17 protein-coding genes are annotated in these 19,292 nt (G+C 53.5%); 9 read left to right on the top strand and 8 right to left on the bottom strand.

Going from position 1 to position 19,292, the window contains the following annotated elements; translation table 11 throughout:
• Positions 1-119: 119 nt before the first annotated feature.
• From phoP to AAHF05_RS08800, 3 genes are all read left to right on the top strand, one after another.
• Positions 120-791, top strand: a complete 672-nt coding sequence (phoP, locus tag AAHF05_RS08810) for a two-component system response regulator PhoP (RefSeq protein ID WP_028019015.1) — start codon at positions 120-122, stop codon at positions 789-791.
• Positions 792-2,255 (top strand): two-component system sensor histidine kinase PhoQ, encoded by a 1,464-nt coding sequence (gene phoQ, locus AAHF05_RS08805; RefSeq protein ID WP_129324481.1) that lies wholly within the window; start codon positions 792-794, stop codon positions 2,253-2,255.
• 91 nt (positions 2,256-2,346) lie between these two features.
• On the top strand, positions 2,347-3,468 hold the full coding sequence (locus tag AAHF05_RS08800) for a cupin domain-containing protein (RefSeq protein ID WP_129324480.1): 1,122 nt from the start codon (positions 2,347-2,349) through the stop codon (positions 3,466-3,468).
• A gap of 93 nt (positions 3,469-3,561) precedes the next feature.
• Here the strand turns inward: AAHF05_RS08800 and AAHF05_RS08795 are convergent, their stop codons facing one another.
• Together AAHF05_RS08795 and pepT are read right to left on the bottom strand one after the other, a co-directional pair.
• The gene (locus AAHF05_RS08795) at positions 3,562-4,053 is read right to left on the bottom strand and encodes a transposase (RefSeq protein ID WP_049007866.1); all 492 of its coding nucleotides are present in this window, start codon (positions 4,051-4,053) and stop codon (positions 3,562-3,564) included.
• Positions 4,054-4,149: 96 nt separating this feature from the next.
• Positions 4,150-5,373 (bottom strand): peptidase T, encoded by a 1,224-nt coding sequence (gene pepT / locus AAHF05_RS08790; RefSeq protein WP_129324479.1) that lies wholly within the window; start codon positions 5,371-5,373, stop codon positions 4,150-4,152.
• Positions 5,374-5,610: 237 nt separating this feature from the next.
• Between pepT and potA the strand changes: the two genes are divergently transcribed.
• From potA to potD, 4 genes are read left to right on the top strand one after another with little or no spacing between them, the layout of a single operon-like run.
• Positions 5,611-6,759 (top strand): spermidine/putrescine ABC transporter ATP-binding protein PotA, encoded by a 1,149-nt coding sequence (gene potA, locus AAHF05_RS08785; protein WP_206737122.1) that lies wholly within the window; start codon positions 5,611-5,613, stop codon positions 6,757-6,759.
• Positions 6,743-7,600 (top strand): spermidine/putrescine ABC transporter permease PotB, encoded by an 858-nt coding sequence (gene potB / locus AAHF05_RS08780; protein ID WP_049007869.1) that lies wholly within the window; start codon positions 6,743-6,745, stop codon positions 7,598-7,600. Before potA ends, potB begins: the two co-directional genes overlap by 17 nt.
• Positions 7,597-8,388 (top strand): spermidine/putrescine ABC transporter permease PotC, encoded by a 792-nt coding sequence (gene potC, locus AAHF05_RS08775; protein ID WP_014169603.1) that lies wholly within the window; start codon positions 7,597-7,599, stop codon positions 8,386-8,388. The genes potB and potC overlap by 4 nt, the downstream gene beginning before the upstream one ends.
• Positions 8,385-9,419, top strand: a complete 1,035-nt coding sequence (gene potD, locus AAHF05_RS08770) for a spermidine/putrescine ABC transporter substrate-binding protein PotD (protein ID WP_374936452.1) — start codon at positions 8,385-8,387, stop codon at positions 9,417-9,419. The genes potC and potD overlap by 4 nt, the downstream gene beginning before the upstream one ends.
• Before the next feature lie 47 nt (positions 9,420-9,466).
• Here the strand turns inward: potD and AAHF05_RS08765 are convergent, their stop codons facing one another.
• Positions 9,467-10,696 carry an EAL and HDOD domain-containing protein gene (locus AAHF05_RS08765; RefSeq protein ID WP_374936451.1) on the bottom strand — a complete coding sequence of 410 codons (1,230 nt, stop codon included), beginning with the start codon at positions 10,694-10,696 and terminating at the stop codon, positions 9,467-9,469.
• 237 nt (positions 10,697-10,933) lie between these two features.
• Here AAHF05_RS08765 and AAHF05_RS08760 point away from each other — a divergent pair, with 237 nt between their 5' ends.
• Positions 10,934-12,865, top strand: coding sequence for a methyl-accepting chemotaxis protein (locus AAHF05_RS08760; protein WP_129325066.1), 1,932 nt, complete (start codon positions 10,934-10,936; stop codon positions 12,863-12,865).
• 34 nt (positions 12,866-12,899) lie between these two features.
• Here AAHF05_RS08760 and cobB read toward each other — a convergent pair whose 3' ends face one another.
• From cobB to lolC, 5 genes are read right to left on the bottom strand one after another with little or no spacing between them, the layout of a single operon-like run.
• The gene (gene cobB, locus AAHF05_RS08755; RefSeq protein WP_028019025.1) at positions 12,900-13,721 is read right to left on the bottom strand and encodes a Sir2 family NAD+-dependent deacetylase; all 822 of its coding nucleotides are present in this window, start codon (positions 13,719-13,721) and stop codon (positions 12,900-12,902) included.
• A 14-nt stretch (positions 13,722-13,735) separates the two neighbouring features.
• Entirely contained in the window at positions 13,736-14,647 is a 912-nt protein-coding gene (nagK, locus tag AAHF05_RS08750; protein WP_049007874.1) for an N-acetylglucosamine kinase, read from the bottom strand.
• 54 nt (positions 14,648-14,701) lie between these two features.
• The gene (lolE, locus tag AAHF05_RS08745; RefSeq protein WP_028019027.1) at positions 14,702-15,946 is read right to left on the bottom strand and encodes a lipoprotein-releasing ABC transporter permease subunit LolE; all 1,245 of its coding nucleotides are present in this window, start codon (positions 15,944-15,946) and stop codon (positions 14,702-14,704) included.
• A complete protein-coding gene (lolD, locus tag AAHF05_RS08740; RefSeq protein ID WP_028019028.1) occupies positions 15,946-16,647 on the bottom strand; it encodes a lipoprotein-releasing ABC transporter ATP-binding protein LolD in 702 nt (233 codons plus the stop codon). Before lolD ends, lolE begins: the two co-directional genes overlap by 1 nt.
• Positions 16,640-17,839 (bottom strand): lipoprotein-releasing ABC transporter permease subunit LolC, encoded by a 1,200-nt coding sequence (gene lolC / locus AAHF05_RS08735; RefSeq protein WP_028019029.1) that lies wholly within the window; start codon positions 17,837-17,839, stop codon positions 16,640-16,642. Before lolC ends, lolD begins: the two co-directional genes overlap by 8 nt.
• Before the next feature lie 256 nt (positions 17,840-18,095).
• Between lolC and AAHF05_RS08730 the strand changes: the two genes are divergently transcribed.
• Complete coding sequence (locus tag AAHF05_RS08730) at positions 18,096-19,169, top strand: acyltransferase family protein (RefSeq protein WP_129325065.1); 1,074 nt, start codon at positions 18,096-18,098, stop codon at positions 19,167-19,169.
• Positions 19,170-19,292 lie beyond the last annotated feature (123 nt).

The raw sequence follows: 19,292 nt of genomic DNA, 5'->3' as shown, positions 1-19,292 counted from the left end.
CTCTACCCTCTTTCCGCCCGGAAAGAGGGTTGCTTTCCCCCGGTTTACTAAATGTTTATCCCCACAACAACATAATCAGCGTTAAACTATTCATACCATTAATTTAGGGAGAAGAGATGATGCGCGTATTGGTTGTTGAGGATAATGCATTGCTACGCCATCACCTGAAAGTACAGCTTCAGGAGATGGGACATCAGGTGGACGATGCCGAAGATGCAAAAGAAGCCGATTATTATCTCAATGAACACCTGCCGGATATCGCCATCGTCGATTTAGGGTTACCTGATGAAGACGGTTTGTCGTTAATTCGTCGCTGGCGCAGCCATGATGTTTCTCTCCCGGTTCTGGTTCTGACTGCCCGTGAAGGCTGGCAGGACAAGGTCGAAGTGCTCAGTGCGGGTGCAGATGATTACGTCACCAAGCCGTTTCATATTGAAGAGGTGGCGGCGCGCATGCAGGCGCTGTTACGCCGCAACAGCGGGCTGGCCTCACAGGTCATTTCTATCCCTCCGTTCCAGGTTGATCTCTCCCGGCGGGAATTAGCCATCAACGATGAAGTGATCAAGCTAACCGCCTTCGAATACACCATTATGGAAACGCTGATCCGTAACAATGGCAAAGTGGTGAGCAAAGATTCTTTAATGCTCCAGCTTTATCCAGATGCTGAACTGCGCGAGAGCCATACCATTGACGTACTAATGGGACGTTTGCGTAAGAAAATTCAGGCGCAGTATCCACAGGATGTGATTACCACCGTCCGTGGTCAGGGCTACCTGTTCGAATTACGCTAAATGAGACGGATTTTGCGCCACATACTGCCCCTCTCGCTGCGGGTTCGTTTTTTACTGGCAACGGCCGCCGTTGTCCTGGTCTTGTCGCTTTCGTACGGTATGGTGGCGCTGGTGGGCTACAGCGTCAGCTTCGATAAAACGACCTTCCGGCTGTTGCGCGGTGAAAGTAATCTGTTTTATACCCTGGCAAAGTGGGAAAACAACAAAATCACCGTTGAAATGCCGGAAAACCTCAACCAGCAGAGTCCAACGCTGGCCCTGATTTATAACGAAAAGGGAAAATTGCTTTGGGCACAGCGCGATATCCCCTGGCTGGTCAACAGCATTCGTCCGGAGTGGCTTAAAACCAACGGGTTTCATGAAATTGAAGCCGATCTCAATACCACCAGCTCGCTGATTCGTGAAGATCGCTCTCTGCAACAGAAACTGAATGAGATCCGCGCCGATGATGCCGAAACGGAAATGACTCACTCAGTTGCAATCAATCTTTATCCGGCGACGTTGAACATGCCGCAGTTGACCATCGTAGTGATCGACACCATTCCAGTGGAACTGAAACGTTCTTATATGGTCTGGAGCTGGTTCATCTATGTTCTGGCCGCGAATCTGCTGCTGGTGATCCCACTGCTGTGGGTGGCGGCGTGGTGGAGCTTGCGCCCCATCGAATCACTGGCGAAAGAGGTTCGCGAACTGGAAGAACACCACCGTGAAAAGCTCAACCCTGCAACCACGCGTGAACTGACAAGCCTTGTGCGGAACCTCAACCGCCTGCTGAAAAGCGAGCGCGAACGCTATGACAAATACCGCACCACACTTACCGACCTGACGCACAGCCTCAAGACACCGCTTGCGGTAATGCAGAGCACATTGCGTTCAATGCGCAGTTCAAAACTCAGCGTCGATGATGCTGAACCGGTGATGCTTGAACAAATCAGCCGTATCTCTCAGCAAATTGGCTACTATCTGCATCGCGCCAGTATGCGCTCGGGTAGCGCGTTATTAAGCCGCGAATTACATCCTGTAGCGCCACTGCTGGATAACCTCACGTCCGCTCTGAACAAGGTTTATCAGCGAAAAGGGGTAAATATCAGCCTCGATATATCGCCGGAAATCAGCTTCGTCGGCGAGAAAAATGATTTTATGGAAGTGATGGGGAACCTGCTCGACAATGCCTGCAAATACTGCCTGGAGTTTGTAGAAGTGTCGGCGCGTCAGACAGAGGACGAACTGCACATTATTGTTGAAGATGACGGCCCGGGTATTCCACTTAATAAACGTGAAATGGTGTTCGATCGCGGCCAGCGTGCCGACACACTGCGTCCCGGCCAGGGCGTGGGATTATCTGTGGCACGTGAGATTGTCGACCAGTACGATGGCGACATCGAAACCGGTGATAGCTTACTGGGCGGCGCCAGAATGGAAGTGATTTTTGGTCGTCAGCAGCCCATATTGAACGATAGTTAACCCGTTATGTGAAAAATGCGAGGATCTCGCACCCAGGCTCCTGAGCTTCCGTTATAATCCGAGTCAGTAAGAGCCTGCGGAATAAAAAAATATGGACTATCACTTAACACTTAACTGGCCTGAGTTTATTGAACGTTACTGGCAAAAACGCCCGGTGGTTCTGAAACGCGGGTTCAGCAATTTTATCGACCCCATCTCTCCAGACGAACTGGCCGGTCTGGCCATGGAAAACGAAGTCGACAGCCGCCTGGTCAGCCACCAGGACGGGAAATGGCAGGTCAGCCACGGTCCTTTCGAAAGCTATGATCATCTCGGTGAAAACAACTGGTCACTGCTGGTGCAGGCGGTCAACCACTGGCACGAGCCGACTGCCGCATTAATGCGTCCGTTCCGTGCCCTGCCTGACTGGCGAATGGACGATCTGATGATCTCCTTCTCAGTACCTGGCGGCGGTGTGGGTCCGCATCTGGATCAGTACGACGTATTTATCATTCAGGGAACTGGCCGCCGCCGCTGGCGCGTGGGCGAAAAAGTGCCGATGAAACAGCACTGCCCACATCCGGACCTGCTGCAGGTAGACCCTTTTGAAGGGATCATCGACGAAGAGCTGGAGCCGGGGGATATTCTCTACATTCCGCCAGGATTCCCGCACGAAGGTTATTCACTGGAAAATTCGCTGAACTACTCTGTCGGGTTCCGTGCGCCAAGCGGTCGCGAGATGATCAGCGGTTTTGCCGACTATGTTCTGCAACGCGAACTGGGCAGTTATCGTTACAGCGATCCCGATGTCCCTGCGCGCGAGCACCCGGCTGATATTCTGCCAGAAGAGCTGGATAAACTGCGCGGCATGATGCTGGATTTGATCAACGAGCCCGAACATTTCCGTCAGTGGTTTAGTGAGTTTATCAGCCAGTCGCGTCATGAGCTGGACGTTGCGCCACCAGAACCGCCGTATCAGGCCGATGAAATTTATGATGCGTTGCAACAGGGCGACAAGCTGGTTCGTCTGGGCGGGTTGCGCGTTCTGCGGATTGGCGAAGATGTGTTCGTCAATGGCGAGAAGCTGGATTCACCACACCGTCCTGCCCTCGACGCCATCGCCAGCCATCTGGTGCTGACTGCTGATACCTTCGGCGATGCACTGGAAGATCCCTCTTTCCTCGCGATGCTCTCTGCGCTTGTAAACAGCGGGTACTGGTTCTTTGAGGACTGAGTTGTAAACATTTGCCGGGTGGCGGCTGCGCCTTACCCGGCCTACAAAAGCTCGATCCCGTAGGCCCGGTAAGCGCAGCGCCACCGGGCATTATTATTTCCGCTCACCCGCTGCAAAATCCTCAATCTCTCCAGCCCAATCCACCGGGTACAACCCTTCCCGTACATCACGATGAAACGTTGAATACGGCCAGTCGATAACTTTGCTAACATAACCATGCTTCATCGGGTTGATGTAGACATAATCCATATGCCGCCGATAGTCTTCTTCGTTACGGATGGTGTGTTCCCAGAAGCGCGACTGCCAGATGTGACGCATTTCAATGTTACGACTGAACGTTTTTTTGATATCCCGCCAGCGAGCCGAAAAATCACAGTCTCCTTCCGGTAAGGTCCAGATACAGTGCATATGTTCAGGAAGGATAACCCAAGCGTTGATGGTGAAGGGTTTAGCTCGTTTAACCGTTGAAGTGGCGGAACGCAGGCTATTGATATGGCGGGTAAGCAAATCACTCTGGCGGTTTTGCAGGTTGACGGTGAAAAACCAGGTTCCACCAGGGATGTAGTGGCGACGATAGTTTGACATGGGCATTCCTTGCCTTAACGCCGGGTGGCGGCTGCGCCTTACCCGGCCTACATTCTGATCGTAGGCCCGGTAAGCGTAGCGACACCGGGCAATGTCTTATCGCTTCGCGGTTAACTCCGCTATCCGCACAATCACCTTCACTGCTTTTTCCATCCCTTCCAGCGTCACAAATTCGTGTTTGCCATGGTAGTTGTAGCCACCGGTGAACAGGTTCGGGCAAGGCAAACCCATAAATGACAGCTGGGATCCATCAGTGCCGCCACGAATCGGTTTTAAGATCGGTTCAATGTCGCAGTCGCGCATCGCCTGCTGGGCGATATCGAGAATATGCGGATGCGCCATCACCTTCTCACGCATATTGTAATAGCTGTCTTCGATGATCAGCTCAATATAGCAGTCAGGGTGCAAGCCCTTCCCGACCTTCTTCGCGATCTCCATCATTTTACGCTTGCGCGCTTCAAACGCTTTGCGGTCAAAATCGCGGATGATGTAGTGCATCTGCGCGCTGTCGACTGTGCCCTTAATGCTGGTCAGGTGATAGAAACCTTCATAGCCTTCCGTCTGCTCCGGGCTTTCTTCTACAGGTACTTCCGCATGAATGCGTGATGCCAGCGACAACGCATTCACCATCACCCCTTTGGCGGAGCCTGGATGAACATTGTTCCCGACAATCTTGATCGTCACCGATGCGGCATTGAAGTTTTCATACTCCAGTTCACCGACGCCACCGCCGTCGACGGTATAGGCCCACTGCGCGTTAAAGGCTTCCACGTCGAAATGCTTCGCGCCCTTGCCGACCTCTTCATCCGGCGTAAAGGCCACGCGGATATCCCCGTGCGGGATATTTTTGCCCTTCAGCACCGCCAGCGCCGTCATGATCTCCGCGATCCCCGCCTTGTCATCTGCCCCCAGCAGCGTTTTCCCGTCGGTGGTGATCAACGTCTGACCGAGTAACTGGTGCAGCACCGGAAACATTACAGGAGAGAGCACTTCATCACCAATGCCCAGCGCAATATCACCGCCGCGGTAGTTTTCAACAATCTGCGGGTTCACGTGTTTGCCGCTAAAGTCCGGAGAGGTGTCGACATGGGAGATAAAGCCAACCGCCGGAATATCGCCCGGAACGTTTGCAGGCAGCGTTCCCATCACAGTGCCTTTATCGCTTAACGTGACGTTCACCAGCCCCATGGCGTCAAGCTGCTCTTTAAGCAGGTTTAATAACTTCCACTGGCCTTCGGTGCTCGGCACCTGGCGGACACCCGGTTTAGATTGGGTATCCAGCGAAACGTACTGTAAAAAACGCTCAAGTAATTTATCCATGCAGTCACCCTCACTTTTTGTGACAACATTATCAATAAGCATCAAAACGCAAATATTGCGTCAGGTCACTTTTATCCCGCAAACGAGAATATTTTCCGTTTATATCGTTATACGCTAGTAAATGTAGCTTATGAATCAGTGACAAGGATTGGCGATTCCAGTGGTTTCCCGTAGAATGTCCGCCCTCATTACGAGTCACCAAGGTGGTTACACACAAACCCCGCTTCAGTCTGCTGCCTGAGGCGTCTATATGGGACAGCGCAAAAATTGAATACACAATCCCGTTCACGTTCACCGCTGGTGCAACTGGAACGAATTCGTAAGAGTTTTGATGGTAAAGAGGTTATTTCAGAGCTCAACCTGACCATCAATGACGGTGAGTTCCTCACGCTGCTTGGCCCCTCTGGCTGCGGCAAGACAACCGTACTACGCCTTATTGCCGGGCTGGAAAATGTCGATAGCGGCACAATTCATCTTGAAAACCAGGATATTACCCAGCTCCCCGCTGAAGATCGTCACGTTAACACCGTCTTTCAGAGCTATGCGCTTTTCCCGCATATGACCGTGTTCGAGAACGTGGCATTTGGTTTGCGCATGCAAAAAACGCCGGCCGGCGAAATCCCTCCGCGTGTCACTGACGCGCTGCGTATGGTGCAACTGGAAGAGTTCGCACAGCGCAAGCCCCATCAACTTTCCGGCGGTCAGCAGCAGCGTGTGGCCATCGCCCGCGCCGTGGTGAATAAACCGCGTCTGCTCCTGCTGGATGAGTCTCTTTCAGCACTGGATTACAAATTACGCAAGCAGATGCAGAACGAGCTTAAAGCCCTGCAGCGCAAGCTTGGCATCACCTTTGTGTTCGTGACCCACGACCAGGAAGAGGCGCTGACCATGTCGGACCGTATCGTGGTCATGCGCGACGGCAAAATCGAACAGGACGGTACGCCACGCGAAATCTACGAAGAGCCGAAAAATCTGTTTGTCGCCAGCTTCATTGGTGAGATCAATATCTTCAATGCCACGGTGATTGAACGCCTGGACGACCAGCGGGTGCGCGCCAGTGTTGAAGGTCGCGAGTGCAATATCACGGTGAATTTTCCCGTCGAAAAGGGACAAAAACTCAACGTTCTGCTGCGTCCGGAAGACCTGCGTGTCGATGAAATTCACGGCACTACAGAGGCTGAGGGGCTTATCGGCTATATCCGCGAGCGGAACTATAAAGGAATGACGCTGGAATCCGTCGTCGAACTCGAGAACGGCAAAATGGTGATGGTCAGCGAGTTCTTTAATGAGGATGACCCTGACTTCGACCACTCTCTCGACCAGAAAATGGTTATCAACTGGGTAGAAAGCTGGGAGGTTGTACTGGCTGATGAAGAACACAAGTAAATTCCAGAATGTGGTGATTGCCACTATCGTCGGTTGGCTTGTGTTATTTGTCTTTTTACCCAACCTGATGATCATTGCCACCAGCTTCCTGACCCGTGACGATACAAACTTCGTTTCGCTGGTCTTTACGCTGGAAAACTACGCGCGCCTGCTCGATCCGCTCTATTTTGACGTGCTTCTTCATTCACTCAATATGGCGCTGTTCGCCACCGTTGCCTGTCTGGTGCTCGGTTATCCATTTGCGTGGTTTCTGGCGCATCTGCCGCAAAAGGTCCGCCCGGTGCTGCTATTTTTACTGATAGTGCCTTTCTGGACCAACTCGCTCATTCGCATCTACGGGCTGAAAATCTTCCTGAGTACTAAAGGCTATCTCAACGAGTTTCTGTTGTGGCTGGGGGTGATTGATACGCCAATGCGCATCATGTTTACGCCGGGCGCAGTGATCGTTGGACTGGTCTATATCCTACTGCCGTTTATGGTCATGCCGCTCTACTCCAGCATTGAAAAGCTGGATAAACCCCTGCTTGAAGCGGCTAAAGATTTGGGTGCAAATAAACTGCAGACCTTTACCCGCATTATCATCCCGCTGACCATGCCCGGTATTATCGCGGGCAGTCTGCTGGTGATGTTGCCGGCGATGGGGCTATTTTACGTTTCTGACCTGATGGGCGGAGCGAAAAACCTGCTGATTGGTAACGTCATTAAAAGCCAGTTCCTCAACATCCGTGACTGGCCGTTCGGCTCGGCCACCAGCATTACCCTGACGGTGGTAATGGGCCTGATGCTGCTGATTTACTGGCGCGCTTCAAGGCTGCTGAACAAGAAGGTAGAACTCGAATGATCGGTCGACTGCTTCGCGGCGGTTTTATGACCGCCATTTACGCTTACCTTTATATCCCGATTATCATTTTGATCGTGAACTCGTTTAACAGCTCGCGCTTCGGGATTAACTGGCAGGGGTTTACCACCAACTGGTACAGCCTGCTGATGAACAACGACAGCCTGCTGCAGGCCGCTCAGCACTCGCTGACGATGGCGATTTTCTCCGCCACCTTCGCGACGCTGATTGGCTCCCTTACCGCCGTGGCGCTCTACCGCTATCGCTTTCGCGGCAAACCGTTCGTCAGCGGCATGCTATTTGTGGTGATGATGTCACCCGATATCGTCATGGCGATTTCGCTACTGGTGCTGTTTATGCTGCTGGGCGTTCAGCTTGGCTTCTGGTCACTGCTGTTTTCCCATATCACCTTCTGTCTGCCGTTTGTGGTGGTGACCGTCTTTGCGCGCCTGAAAGGTTTTGACGTGCGCATGCTGGAGGCGGCGAAAGATCTGGGCGCCAGCGAGATGACCATCCTGCGCAAAATCATCCTGCCGCTGGCGATGCCCGCCGTGGCGGCTGGATGGCTGCTCAGCTTTACCCTGTCGATGGATGACGTTGTCGTCTCCTCCTTTGTGACCGGGCCGAGCTATGAAATTCTGCCGTTGAAAATCTATTCGATGGTAAAAGTCGGCGTTTCACCTGAGGTGAACGCGCTGGCGACCATTCTGCTGGTGTTTTCGCTGGTTCTGGTGATCGCCAGCCAGGTTATTGCTCGTGATAAAACAAAATCTCAGGGGACAATGAAATGAAAAAAATGCTCACCGCTGCGGCGCTGGTGCTTGGCATGGGTGCGGCACACGCTGATGACAGCAAAACGCTCTACTTCTATAACTGGACCGAATATGTGCTGCCGGGCCTGCTGGAACAGTTCACCAAAGAGACGGGCATCAAGGTTATCTACTCGACCTACGAATCGAATGAAACCATGTACGCCAAGCTCAAAACCTACAAAGACGGCGCGTACGATCTGGTGGTTCCTTCCACCTACTTTGTCGATAAAATGCGCAAAGAGGGCATGATCCAGAAGATCGATAAAACGAAGCTAACCAATTTTTCAAACCTCGATCCTGAGATGCTCAACAAGCCGTTCGACCCAAATAACGACTACTCCATTCCATATATCTGGGGAGCAACTGCGATTGGCGTTAACAGCGAGGCCGTCGATCCGAAATCGGTGACTAGCTGGGCCGATCTGTGGAAACCGGAGTATAAAGGTAGCTTGTTGTTAACCGACGACGCACGCGAGGTATTCCAGGTTGCGCTCCGCAAGCTGGGCTACTCTGGCAACACGACGGATCCAAAAGAGATTGAAGCGGCGTATGCCGAGCTGAAAAAGCTGATGCCTAACGTGGCGGCCTTCAACTCTGATAACCCGGCAAACCCGTATATGGAAGGTGAAGTGAACCTGGGCATGGTCTGGAACGGCTCAGCGTATGTCGCCCGCCAGGCCGGTACGCCGCTTGAGGTGGTCTGGCCGAAAGAAGGCGGTATCTTCTGGATGGATAGTCTCGCAATTCCTGCCAATGCGAAAAACGTGGATGGTGCTCTGAAGCTGATTAACTTCCTGCTGCGCCCGGACGTGGCTAAACAGGTTGCTGAGACGATTGGCTATCCGACACCCAACCTGGCCGCACGCAAGCTGCTGAAGCCTGAAGTGGCTAATGATAAGTCGCTCTACCCGGATGCCGAAACCATCAGCAAAGGTGAATGGCAAAACGATGTCGGTGACGCCAGCCGCCTTTACGAGGAGTACTACCAGAGATTGAAAGCGGGCAGATAAACACACCGCGTTCTTCCTCACGCCGTCTGTACGGCGTGAGGAAGCGTTTAACTCACGGCATTCTCCCCCGCCCAGAGTGTTGCCCTTCGCATTGCCTCGACCACATCCTCATCTGACAGCCCGAGTGCCTGACGAACTCTGGTCGCATCGTCCCACCGCTGCTGCTCATAATAACGGCAAAGCGTAACCATATCCGATAACTGCCCTTCATGATGGCACAGCGCATTGCTCACACTCTGTGGCACCGTGATTTGCTTCATCAGCTCAGCCATCGGCAGTTCAAGGAGAGTATCAAGCAGTGAAAACAGACCGCACATGAAGGCATTTTCAGCCAGCGTCGGTTCGTTCATCTTCTCTGCAATCAGTTCACAGAACTTTCCGCGCATCATGCTCAACGGGTAAAGCTCGCTGACGGTATCATTCCCCGCACTCGCCAGGAGCACGACGGCAACAAACCGCCTGAGCTGGTTTTCCCCGAGATATCTGAGCACTTCACTCAGGGTTAACTTACTGAAATTACAGGCACCGACATGTTTAAATGCGGTGTGCTTCATATAGCGCATGATTTTATACGACAAGGTGAGATCGGTTTTTATCAACGACTCGATGATCCGAAAATCAGGTTTATTGCGTCCCACTTCCATTTGCAGACGGAAAATAGCCAGCTGATTTTGCGATAATCTTTTATATTTAATCACCTCTGGACGGCAGAAAAAATATCCCTGAAAAAGAGAAAAACCTTCATCCCGGTATAGTTTGAATTCCTCTTTAGTCTCAATTTTTTCAGCGAGATATTTAATATGTCCGGTCAGGTGTTTACGTTCATTCAGATACTGTTTAATTTGCGCTAAGGAATAATTTCTGACATCGAATTTCAGTATTGAAATATAGGGTAAAAAAGCATCCCACTCCGGAGCAAGGGTGAAATCATCAAGTGCGAAGTGGTATCCGTGCGCATGCATTTCCCTGACAGCCAGCAATAGTTCTTCCCCTGGAACAGCATCCTCCAGGATCTCAATGACCACTTTCTCTTTATCAAGCGCCTCTCCACTGCGGTCAATGACCATCCTGGAAGGAAAATTAATAAACGACACATGCGCCCCGGCGATGCGCTGAGAGGGCACACATAAAAACTGGTCGGATATCATTCTGGATGTGGCATATTCCGCCGACACATCCGGAAAACGGTTTGTCATCCCATCTCTGAAAAGCAGCTCATAAGCTACCGTATTCATATCAGGATTAAAAATGGGTTGTCGCGCGATAAATCCGTACATATCCCATCCTCCTCTACAACTTTATATTTATTAGCATCCTCTTTCTACACGACGATAACGAGCATTATCGAGTACTATTTTGATTGAATGCACAAAATAAAAGCATCCACACTAACTAACAGGATTTGAAATCCTGAAATTTAAATTAAATATACCTGGTACTCTACAGAAAGGAGGCGATATATCCGATAAGTAATGTGTGCCTGCCCGACATGCACAACATTACGGGAGATGAGAATGAAAGACGCCATGGTCCGAAAACAAAAAATGAGAGTCAAGACGTTGATGCTATTGTCCATTTTCCTCACCGTGACGGTGGGCTTTACCGCAACGATCGGGTTTATGATGTGGCAGTGGATGGCACAGCAAGACATTCTCGCCAAAAAACATATCCGGCAAATTGCCGAAGTGCAGTCTTTGCAGGTCAGCAAACAGCTGGATTCCGCCCTGTCAGCCGCCCGGGATATGGGCAACAGCGCTCTGGCGCTGCACGAGGTGGGCGTAACCGATCGTCAGAGCCTCAATCAGTTGCTCACCCATTATCTCTCGGCTCACCCACAGTTTCTCTCCATGTCGATGGCCTTTGAACCCAACGCTTTCGACGACAAAGACGCCACTTTTGCCGGGCAGAGCGGTGAAGACCCTGCCGGGCGTTACGCCCGCTACGTCGACCGCGACGCCACCGGCAAACCCGCATTGCACTTGCTGACGGATTTCGAATCGCCGGGCAGCGGCGATTATTATTTGCTGCCGAAGCAACGGCATAAAGATGTGATCATCGAACCTTATATTTATCCCTACAACGGCGTGGACGTGATGCTTACCTCGATTGCCGCGCCCATCATGCGTGATGGTCAGTTCCTGGGATCAGTCACCTCTGACTTCTCGCTTGCCACGCTGCAGTCGATGATCGGGGCGATTAAACCGTGGAACGGCACTGGTTATGCCCTGCTCCTCTCCGCGGGTAATAACGTGGTTTCCAGTCCGGACAAACGTGCCACAGGCAAGCCTTACGCGGGCAAGATTGCCGGTAATGACGTCATCCGGGCGGACGATCCGCTACTGAAAGAAGAAGTGTTTATCACCTGGCAGGACATTGTTATCGGCAACAGTCAGACACCGTGGAAACTGGCTATTGTCACACCGGTCAGCGAAGTGATGGCCGAAGCAAGGGCATTTTTACTGAAAGCTATCATCCTGATGGTGTTAAGCATCGTTGCCGTCAGTCTGGTGATGGCACAGATATTTACCCGTAAAGTTGACCGTCCGGTTGGAGGCGAACCGGCAGATGCCGCGGGGATCGCCCTGGCTGTTGCCCGAGGGGATCTGAACAATACCATCCCGGTTCGTCCCGGGGATACCAGCAGTATTTTTTACGCGCTGCACACTATGCAGATGCAGCTCAAGCGCATCGTCGACAATATCAGCGAAGCCAGCCATTCCGTACACGGCGGCACCAGCGAAATTTCGGCGGGTAATCTTGATCTCGCTTCACGTACCGAAGAACAGGCGGCAGCGATTGTTGAAACAGCCGCCAGCATGGAAGAGATTTCGGTCACGGTGAAGAACAATGCCGATAATGCGCATAAGGCGACAACGTTGACCGACCGCGCCGCCACGCTCGCCGGGCACGGGGAAACACTGGTGAACGACGTGGTCGTTGTGATTGGAGAGATTGATGAGAGCGCACGTAAGATCGGCGAGATTAACAGCATCGTCGATGGCATTGCTTTCCAGACCAATATCCTGGCGCTGAATGCTGCCGTTGAAGCGGCCCGGGCTGGCGAACAGGGACGCGGTTTTGCGGTAGTGGCAGGTGAAGTCCGCAATCTTGCCCAGCGCAGCGCTAACGCGGCTAAAGAGATCTCTCAGCTGATCGCCGAGTCGTCAGGTCGCGTCAGCAAAGGCGTTGAGCTGGTCAATGAGACGGGGGTCATGATGAAACAGGTCATTGAGGCCGTATCGCATGTCCATCTGGTGATCAACGATATGGTTCAGGCCCTGGACGAGCAGAATCGGGGAATTAGCCAGGTGAGCACTGCCGTCAATCAAATGGACAGTACGACCCAGCAGAATGCTTCTCTGGTTCAGCAAATCTCTGCGGCTGCCCTCTCGCTGGACGAACAGGCTAAGTCGCTGGAGAAAACGCTGGCGTTCTTTAATTCATAACAAAAAGGCACCCGGAAACGGGTGCCTTTTGGGATTACAGCCCTTTCAGCAGTTTATCGACAAATTCCGGTACGACCGTACTTGCAAGTCCATAGTGCTTCTCTTCAAACTCGCTTCCCACCTGACTTGGCTCCAGGTTCAGTTCGACCGTGTGTGCGCCATGCAGCCGCGCCTCGTGAACAAACCCGGCCGCCGGATAGACATGACCTGACGTGCCAATCGCGATAAACACATCTGCCATCGCCAGCGCGCTGTAGATCTCATCCATCCCCAGCGGCATCTCACCAAACCAGACCACATGCGGACGCAGCCGCGCGGGGAACTGACAGCAGTGGCATTTATCCTCTGGCAGCACGTCCTCTTTCCAGTCCAGCACCTGACCGCTCCAGGCACAGCGAACTTTCAGCAGCTCACCGTGCATATGGATGATATTGTGGTTACCGGCCCGCTCATGCAGGTTGTCGATGTTCTGCGTAATCAGCAGAAAGCGATCGCCCAACGCCTCTTCCAGCTTCGCCAGCGCCAGATGCGCCGCGTTCGGCGCAATCTCAGGCTGCTGAAGCTGGCGACGGCGGGCGTTGTAAAAGGCCTGCACGAGATCGGGATCGCGGGCAAAACCTTCTGGCGTGGCGACATCCTCCACGCGGTGTTCTTCCCACAGCCCGTCCGCCGCACGGAAGGTACGAATTCCTGACTCGGCGGATATCCCCGCGCCGGTCAGCACCACCACTCTGGGTTTATCCATCGCTTCTGGCATCATTCTGTCTCTGAAAAAGATCCGCTGGCGCAAGCGCTCACGTAAGCGGCGTTTGTTTTTGCGAAAACGGCTGAGTCGACCCTGGCGACGCGACAGCATAGAAACCTCGTAAACTAATCGGTGAGATGAAGGAATGCGGCTCCGCGCATGCCTCCTGCGTCCCCGTGTCGCGCGCGTTCAATACGCGGCACGCGGGCAACCGGCAATAAATGTCGGGGCAAACGCCCGGACAACCGTTCCGTAATCGCGGTAAAGTTTGAAAGCCCTCCCCCGATCACCAGCAGGTCCGGGTCGACGATGGTGAGAATGTTTCCCAGACACACCGCCAGCAGATCCAGATAGCGCTCAACGTGCTCACGCGCCTGCGCATCCCCTTGCTCCCACAGGGTAATGATTTGAGGAGCTTCAAGTTTCTGATGATAGAAGTGTTCGTAAAGCCATGCAAACCCGCGGCCTGACAGGTAGTTCTCAATACAGCCGTGCTGACCGCAGCCGCAGCGGGTCAGCGGGAAATCACGCCCCACCACATCAAGCGCATCCACCGGCAGACGGATATGGCCAAACTCGCCTGTGATGTAGCTGCGCCCGGTGATGGGCTTACCGTTGAAAATGATCCCACCACCAACGCCGGTGCCGAGGATCAGCCCCATCACCAGGGGATACTGTGTAAATTCTTCGTCCCAGGCTTCCGAGAGCGCAAAGCAGTTGGCATCGTTGTCTAAACGCACGTCGCGTTCAAGGAGAGCTGAGAGATCTGCGCGCAGCGGTTTACCGCTGGCGGCAGGCACGTTGGCCGCGTAAAGCGTACCGTCGTCGGTTTCGGGCATGCCCGGAATACCAATGCCGACGCTGCCTTTCACGCCGAAACGTTCATCCGCCTGCGCCACCAGCGCGGCAATGGCGGTTAAAAATTCGTCGTAGCTTTCGCGCGGCGTGGGAACGCGGGTTTCCCACTGCAGTTTGAGATCTTTATCAAACACGCCGAGCGCAATCTTGGTGCCGCCAATATCAAATCCATAATACATAATGCATTCCTCTTTCTGACATTGCGGCCTCAAAACCGCTACATCATGACGTAATTACTGGCCACTTAGTACCCTCGCCGGATCAATTCGGCTTGCGCGACGCGCCGGATACCAGCTTGCCAGCAGACTCAGTAAAAGTGCTGTCACCAGCACATAAAAAACGTCCAGCCAGTGCAGTTCAGACGGCAGGAAGTCAATAAAATAGATATCACCCGACAGGAACTGGTGACCAATAAGTTTTTCAATGCCGTTGATAATCGGCGTAAGTTGCAGAGAAACCACCACACCAATCACCACGCCGCACAGGCTACCGAATAGTCCCGCCAGCAAACCGTACCAGACAAAGATGGCGCGGATAAGACCGTCTTTTGCGCCTAAGGTGCGCAGCACAGCAATATCGCCACTCTTGTCTTTGACCGCCATCACCAGCGTCGAGACAATGTTAAAGCACGCGACACCAATCACCAGCACCATCGCCAGGTACATAATGGCGCGGATCATCTGGATATCACGGTACATATACCCGTAAGTGCCGATCCAGCTTTTGATGTAGACATAGTTATTGGTCACACCGCCTGCGTCACGTACCAGTTTGTTGGCGTTAAAGACGTCGTTAACCTTAATGGCAATGCCCGTCACGCTGTCGCCCATATCGAGATACTGACGCGCATCTTCCATCGGCACCATCGCAAAGCTGTGGTCAAGCTGGCCGCTCAGTTGAAGAATACCGGTGACATGAAGACGCACGCGTTTAGGCTGCTGCAGTTTGTGGTCGGCACTGGCGTTCGGGATCATGATTGACACCCAGTCGCCCTGCTTCACTTTCAGAGCATCGGCAACGCCTTTACCCATGATGATCTGCTGCTCACCGGCCTTAAAGTTCGCCCATGCGCCGTTCTGTACATACTTCGGCAGTGCGCTCAGACGCTCCTCCTGCGCCGGGTTTACCCCTTTTACCTGAATGGCGCGCAGGTTTACCCCGCTCTCCACCAGCCCGGTAAAGTTAATGTAGGGGGCGGCGGCGGCAATGCCCGGCACTTTTTCCACTTTGGTCAGGGCATCGCTCCAGTTGTTCCACGGTTGGTTAACCGGCTCGATCTCCCCGTGCGGCACCACCGCCAGAATGCGGTTGTTGAGTTCGCGCTCAAAGCCGTTCATGGCGCTCAGCCCCACAATCAGCACGGCGACACCCAGCGCAATGCCCACGGTGGAAATCACCGAAATAAGCGATACCATGCCACCGCGACGGCGACCGCGGCTAAAACGTAGCCCAATGAGTAACGATAACGGTGAAGCCATTACTCCGCTCCCATCAGGGTCAGCTCGGCGTTCAGATGACCGTCACGCATCTCAAGCTGGCGTCCCATGCGTTTTGCCAGCTGCAGGTCGTGGGTCACCACCAGAAATGCGGTGCCCTGCGAGGCGTTCAGCTCGCCCAGAAGCTGGAAAATACTGTCGGCATTGCGCGCGTCCAGGTTACCGGTAGGCTCATCCGCCAGCACCAGACGCGGGTTGTTGACCAGCGCACGGGCAATCGCCACGCGCTGGCGCTCGCCGCCGGAAAGCTCAGATGGACGATGGTTACCGCGATGGCCCAGCCCTACCGCTTTCAGCATGTCGCTGGCGCGGGCGTTAATTTCTGCCGGTTTCTTTTTACCAATCAGCAGCGGCATCGCCACGTTTTCCAGCGCCGTGAAGTCCGGCAGCAGGTGATGGAACTGGTAGATAAAACCGAGCTCACGGTTACGTAACTCGGCCTTCGCCGCTGAGGACATTTTGCTCATCGGCTTGCCGGAGAAAATCACGTCTCCGCTGGTTGGGGTATCCAGCCCGCCCAGCAGGTGTAATAAGGTACTTTTGCCGGAACCAGAGCTACCGACAATCGCCATCATCTCGCCTTCTCCCACGCTGAAGCTCACATTGTGCAGCACGTCAGTCTGCACAGTGCCTTCCTGATAGCGTTTGGACAGGTTGTCGCATTGCAACAGGATCTTATTCATAACGTAAAGCCTCAGCGGGTTGAGTGGCGGCAGCGCGCCAGGAAGGATAAAGCGTAGAAAGCAGCGCAATCGCCATCGCGGCCAGCGCAATTCCGATCACCTGTAGCGGCTCAATCGCCACTGGCAGCGCCGCACCATCGAGCAACGCACCGATGATCGGCATTAAGTTGTTAAGCTGACTGGCAAGCAGTGCACCCAGCACTGCCCCAAGCAGCGCGCCGATAATCCCGGCGCTAGCACCCTGTACCATAAAGACCGCCATGATCTGGCGCGGCGTGAGTCCCTGGGTTTGCAGAATAGCGACTTCGCCCTGTTTCTCCATCACCATCAGTCCCAGTGAGGTAATGATGTTAAACGCGGCAACGGCCACGATCAGGCTCAGCAGCAGCCCCATCATGTTTTTTTCCATGCGTACGGCCTGGAACAGTTCGCCTTTGCGCTCACGCCAGTCCTGCCATTTGGTCCCTTCCGGCAGTTTTTGCTGGCTGAGGGTATCAACTTTCAACGGTGCGTCGAGCCACAGGCGCCAGCCGGTAATATTCCCTGCCGGGTAGCGCATCAGGCGCGAAGCGTCCTGGATATTAACCAGCATCTGGTAACCATCGACTTCGCTGTTGGCGGCAAAGGTACCAATCACGTTGAACAGGCGCTGGCTTGGCAAGCGCCCCATTGGCGTGAACTGGCTGGCAGACGGCACCATCACACGCAGCTGATCGCCGCGGTTGACGCCAAGCTGCCCGGCAAGCTGTTCGCCCAGAATCACGTTGTATTTACCCGCTTCCAGATCGGTCTGTTTTACGTTAACCAGATACGGCGTCAGCGGATCGTTTTGCGCCGGGTCAATCCCCAGCATCACGCCGACCGCCACGCTGCGGGCGCTTTGCAGCACCACATCGCCTGTGGTTAACGGCGCAACGCGCGTGACACCCTGTAACTTCGCCGCACTTTCCGGCAGCTGTTGCGGGTTAACCGAACCGTTGGTTGATGAGAGAACGGCCTGCGGCATCAGCCCCAGGATGTTGTTTTGCAGCTCGCGTTCAAAGCCATTCATGACGGACAGTACCGTCACCAGAGCCATCACGCCAAGCGTAATGCCAATAGTCGAAAGCCAGGAGACAAAGCGACCGAAGCGGTCCGCGGCGCGCCCACGCATGTAACGTAAGCCTATGAAGAGTGCGACAGGTTGGTACATGAAATCCGTCTGTTTGCTGATAGCAGACCCACGAGTATATAAGCGAATCCGTTAAGCGTAAATGACTGAAACAGTAAGCTTTGGTAATCATTTTTCCGAAAAATTCAGATAAATCAGAGTGCTATTGTCTGAATACTCGCCTTGTAACCTCCACCTTTTCCGAAAAAGCTCCTGATACAGACTGTTACCCGTTACATCCAGGCGTCGTTTAACAACAATTGCTCGTTCGTTTATGGCAATAAGGTAGTGGCGAACAATGAAGCAAAAAGCATTATGGATTAACCAGATAAAAGGGCTGTGTATCTGCCTGGTGGTTATTTACCATTCGGTTATCACGTTTTATCCGCATCTGATCGGGCTGCAACACCCGCTCTCCGGCCTTCTCGCCAAATGCTGGGTCTATTTTAACCTCTATCTCGCTCCGTTCCGAATGCCGGTCTTCTTCTTTATCTCCGGCTATCTGATCCGTCGTTATATTGCTGAGGTGGACTGGCGAACCAGTCTCGACAAACGGATCTGGAGCATTGTCTGGGTCCTGGCGCTGTGGGGCATCCTGCAATGGCAGGCGCTGACCCATATGAATGCCTGGCTGGCACCCGAGCGTGAGCTCGCCACATCATCGAATGCGGCCTACGCCGACTCGCTCTCAGGATTTGTGCTGGGGATGCTCACCGCCAGCACCAGCCTCTGGTATCTGTATGCTCTGGTGGTGTACTTCACGCTGTGTAAACTGCTGAGCCGATGGAAGCTGCCGGTACTGGGGCTGCTGGCGCTGGCAAGTATCGCGATCAACTTCCTGCCGCTACCGTGGTGGGGGATGAACAGCGTGGTACGCAACATGATCTACTACAGCCTCGGGGCGTGGTATGGGGCAGCGCTGATGGCGTGGATGAAAAGCGTCAACCTGCGCCGCCTCTGGCTGGCAGCCGGCGCTTTCGCCGCCGTCTCCGTGGTGCTGTGGTTTGCTAACGTCCCGCTACTGCTCTCATTGCTATCGATTGTGTTGATCATGAAGCTTTTTTATAGCCTTGAGCAGCGCTATGCCGTTCACCCGAACAACCTGCTGAACGTGATTGGCTCAAATACCATCGCGATTTATACCACCCACCGCATCTTAATCGAGGCCTTTAGTCTGTTCCTGATTGGCGAGATGAACGCCGCATACTGGCCGGTCTTGGCAGAACTGTGCTTAATTCTGGTCTACCCGTTTGCCAGCCTGCTTATCTGTACCCTTGCCGGGCTCGGCGTGCGTAAACTCTCTACCGCACTGTTCGGAGACGTTTTCTTCTCTCCTCCGTCTTCGCTGACCCTGTCGCCATCCTCCCGTTGATGGCTCTTTTCGCCCCGGCCGGGGCGAATTTTCCCCCTGTGCGGTTCTGGTTTGCTTATACAAAACGATCGAGGATAATAAAGACATTGCGTATCAGTGATATGCCCCAATACTGTTGGTATA

The sequence above is a fragment of the Enterobacter adelaidei genome (genome assembly GCF_041937165.1).
GTDB classification, from domain to species: Bacteria; Pseudomonadota; Gammaproteobacteria; order Enterobacterales; family Enterobacteriaceae; genus Enterobacter; species Enterobacter adelaidei.
This window is presented reverse-complemented; position numbering and strand designations above follow the sequence as displayed.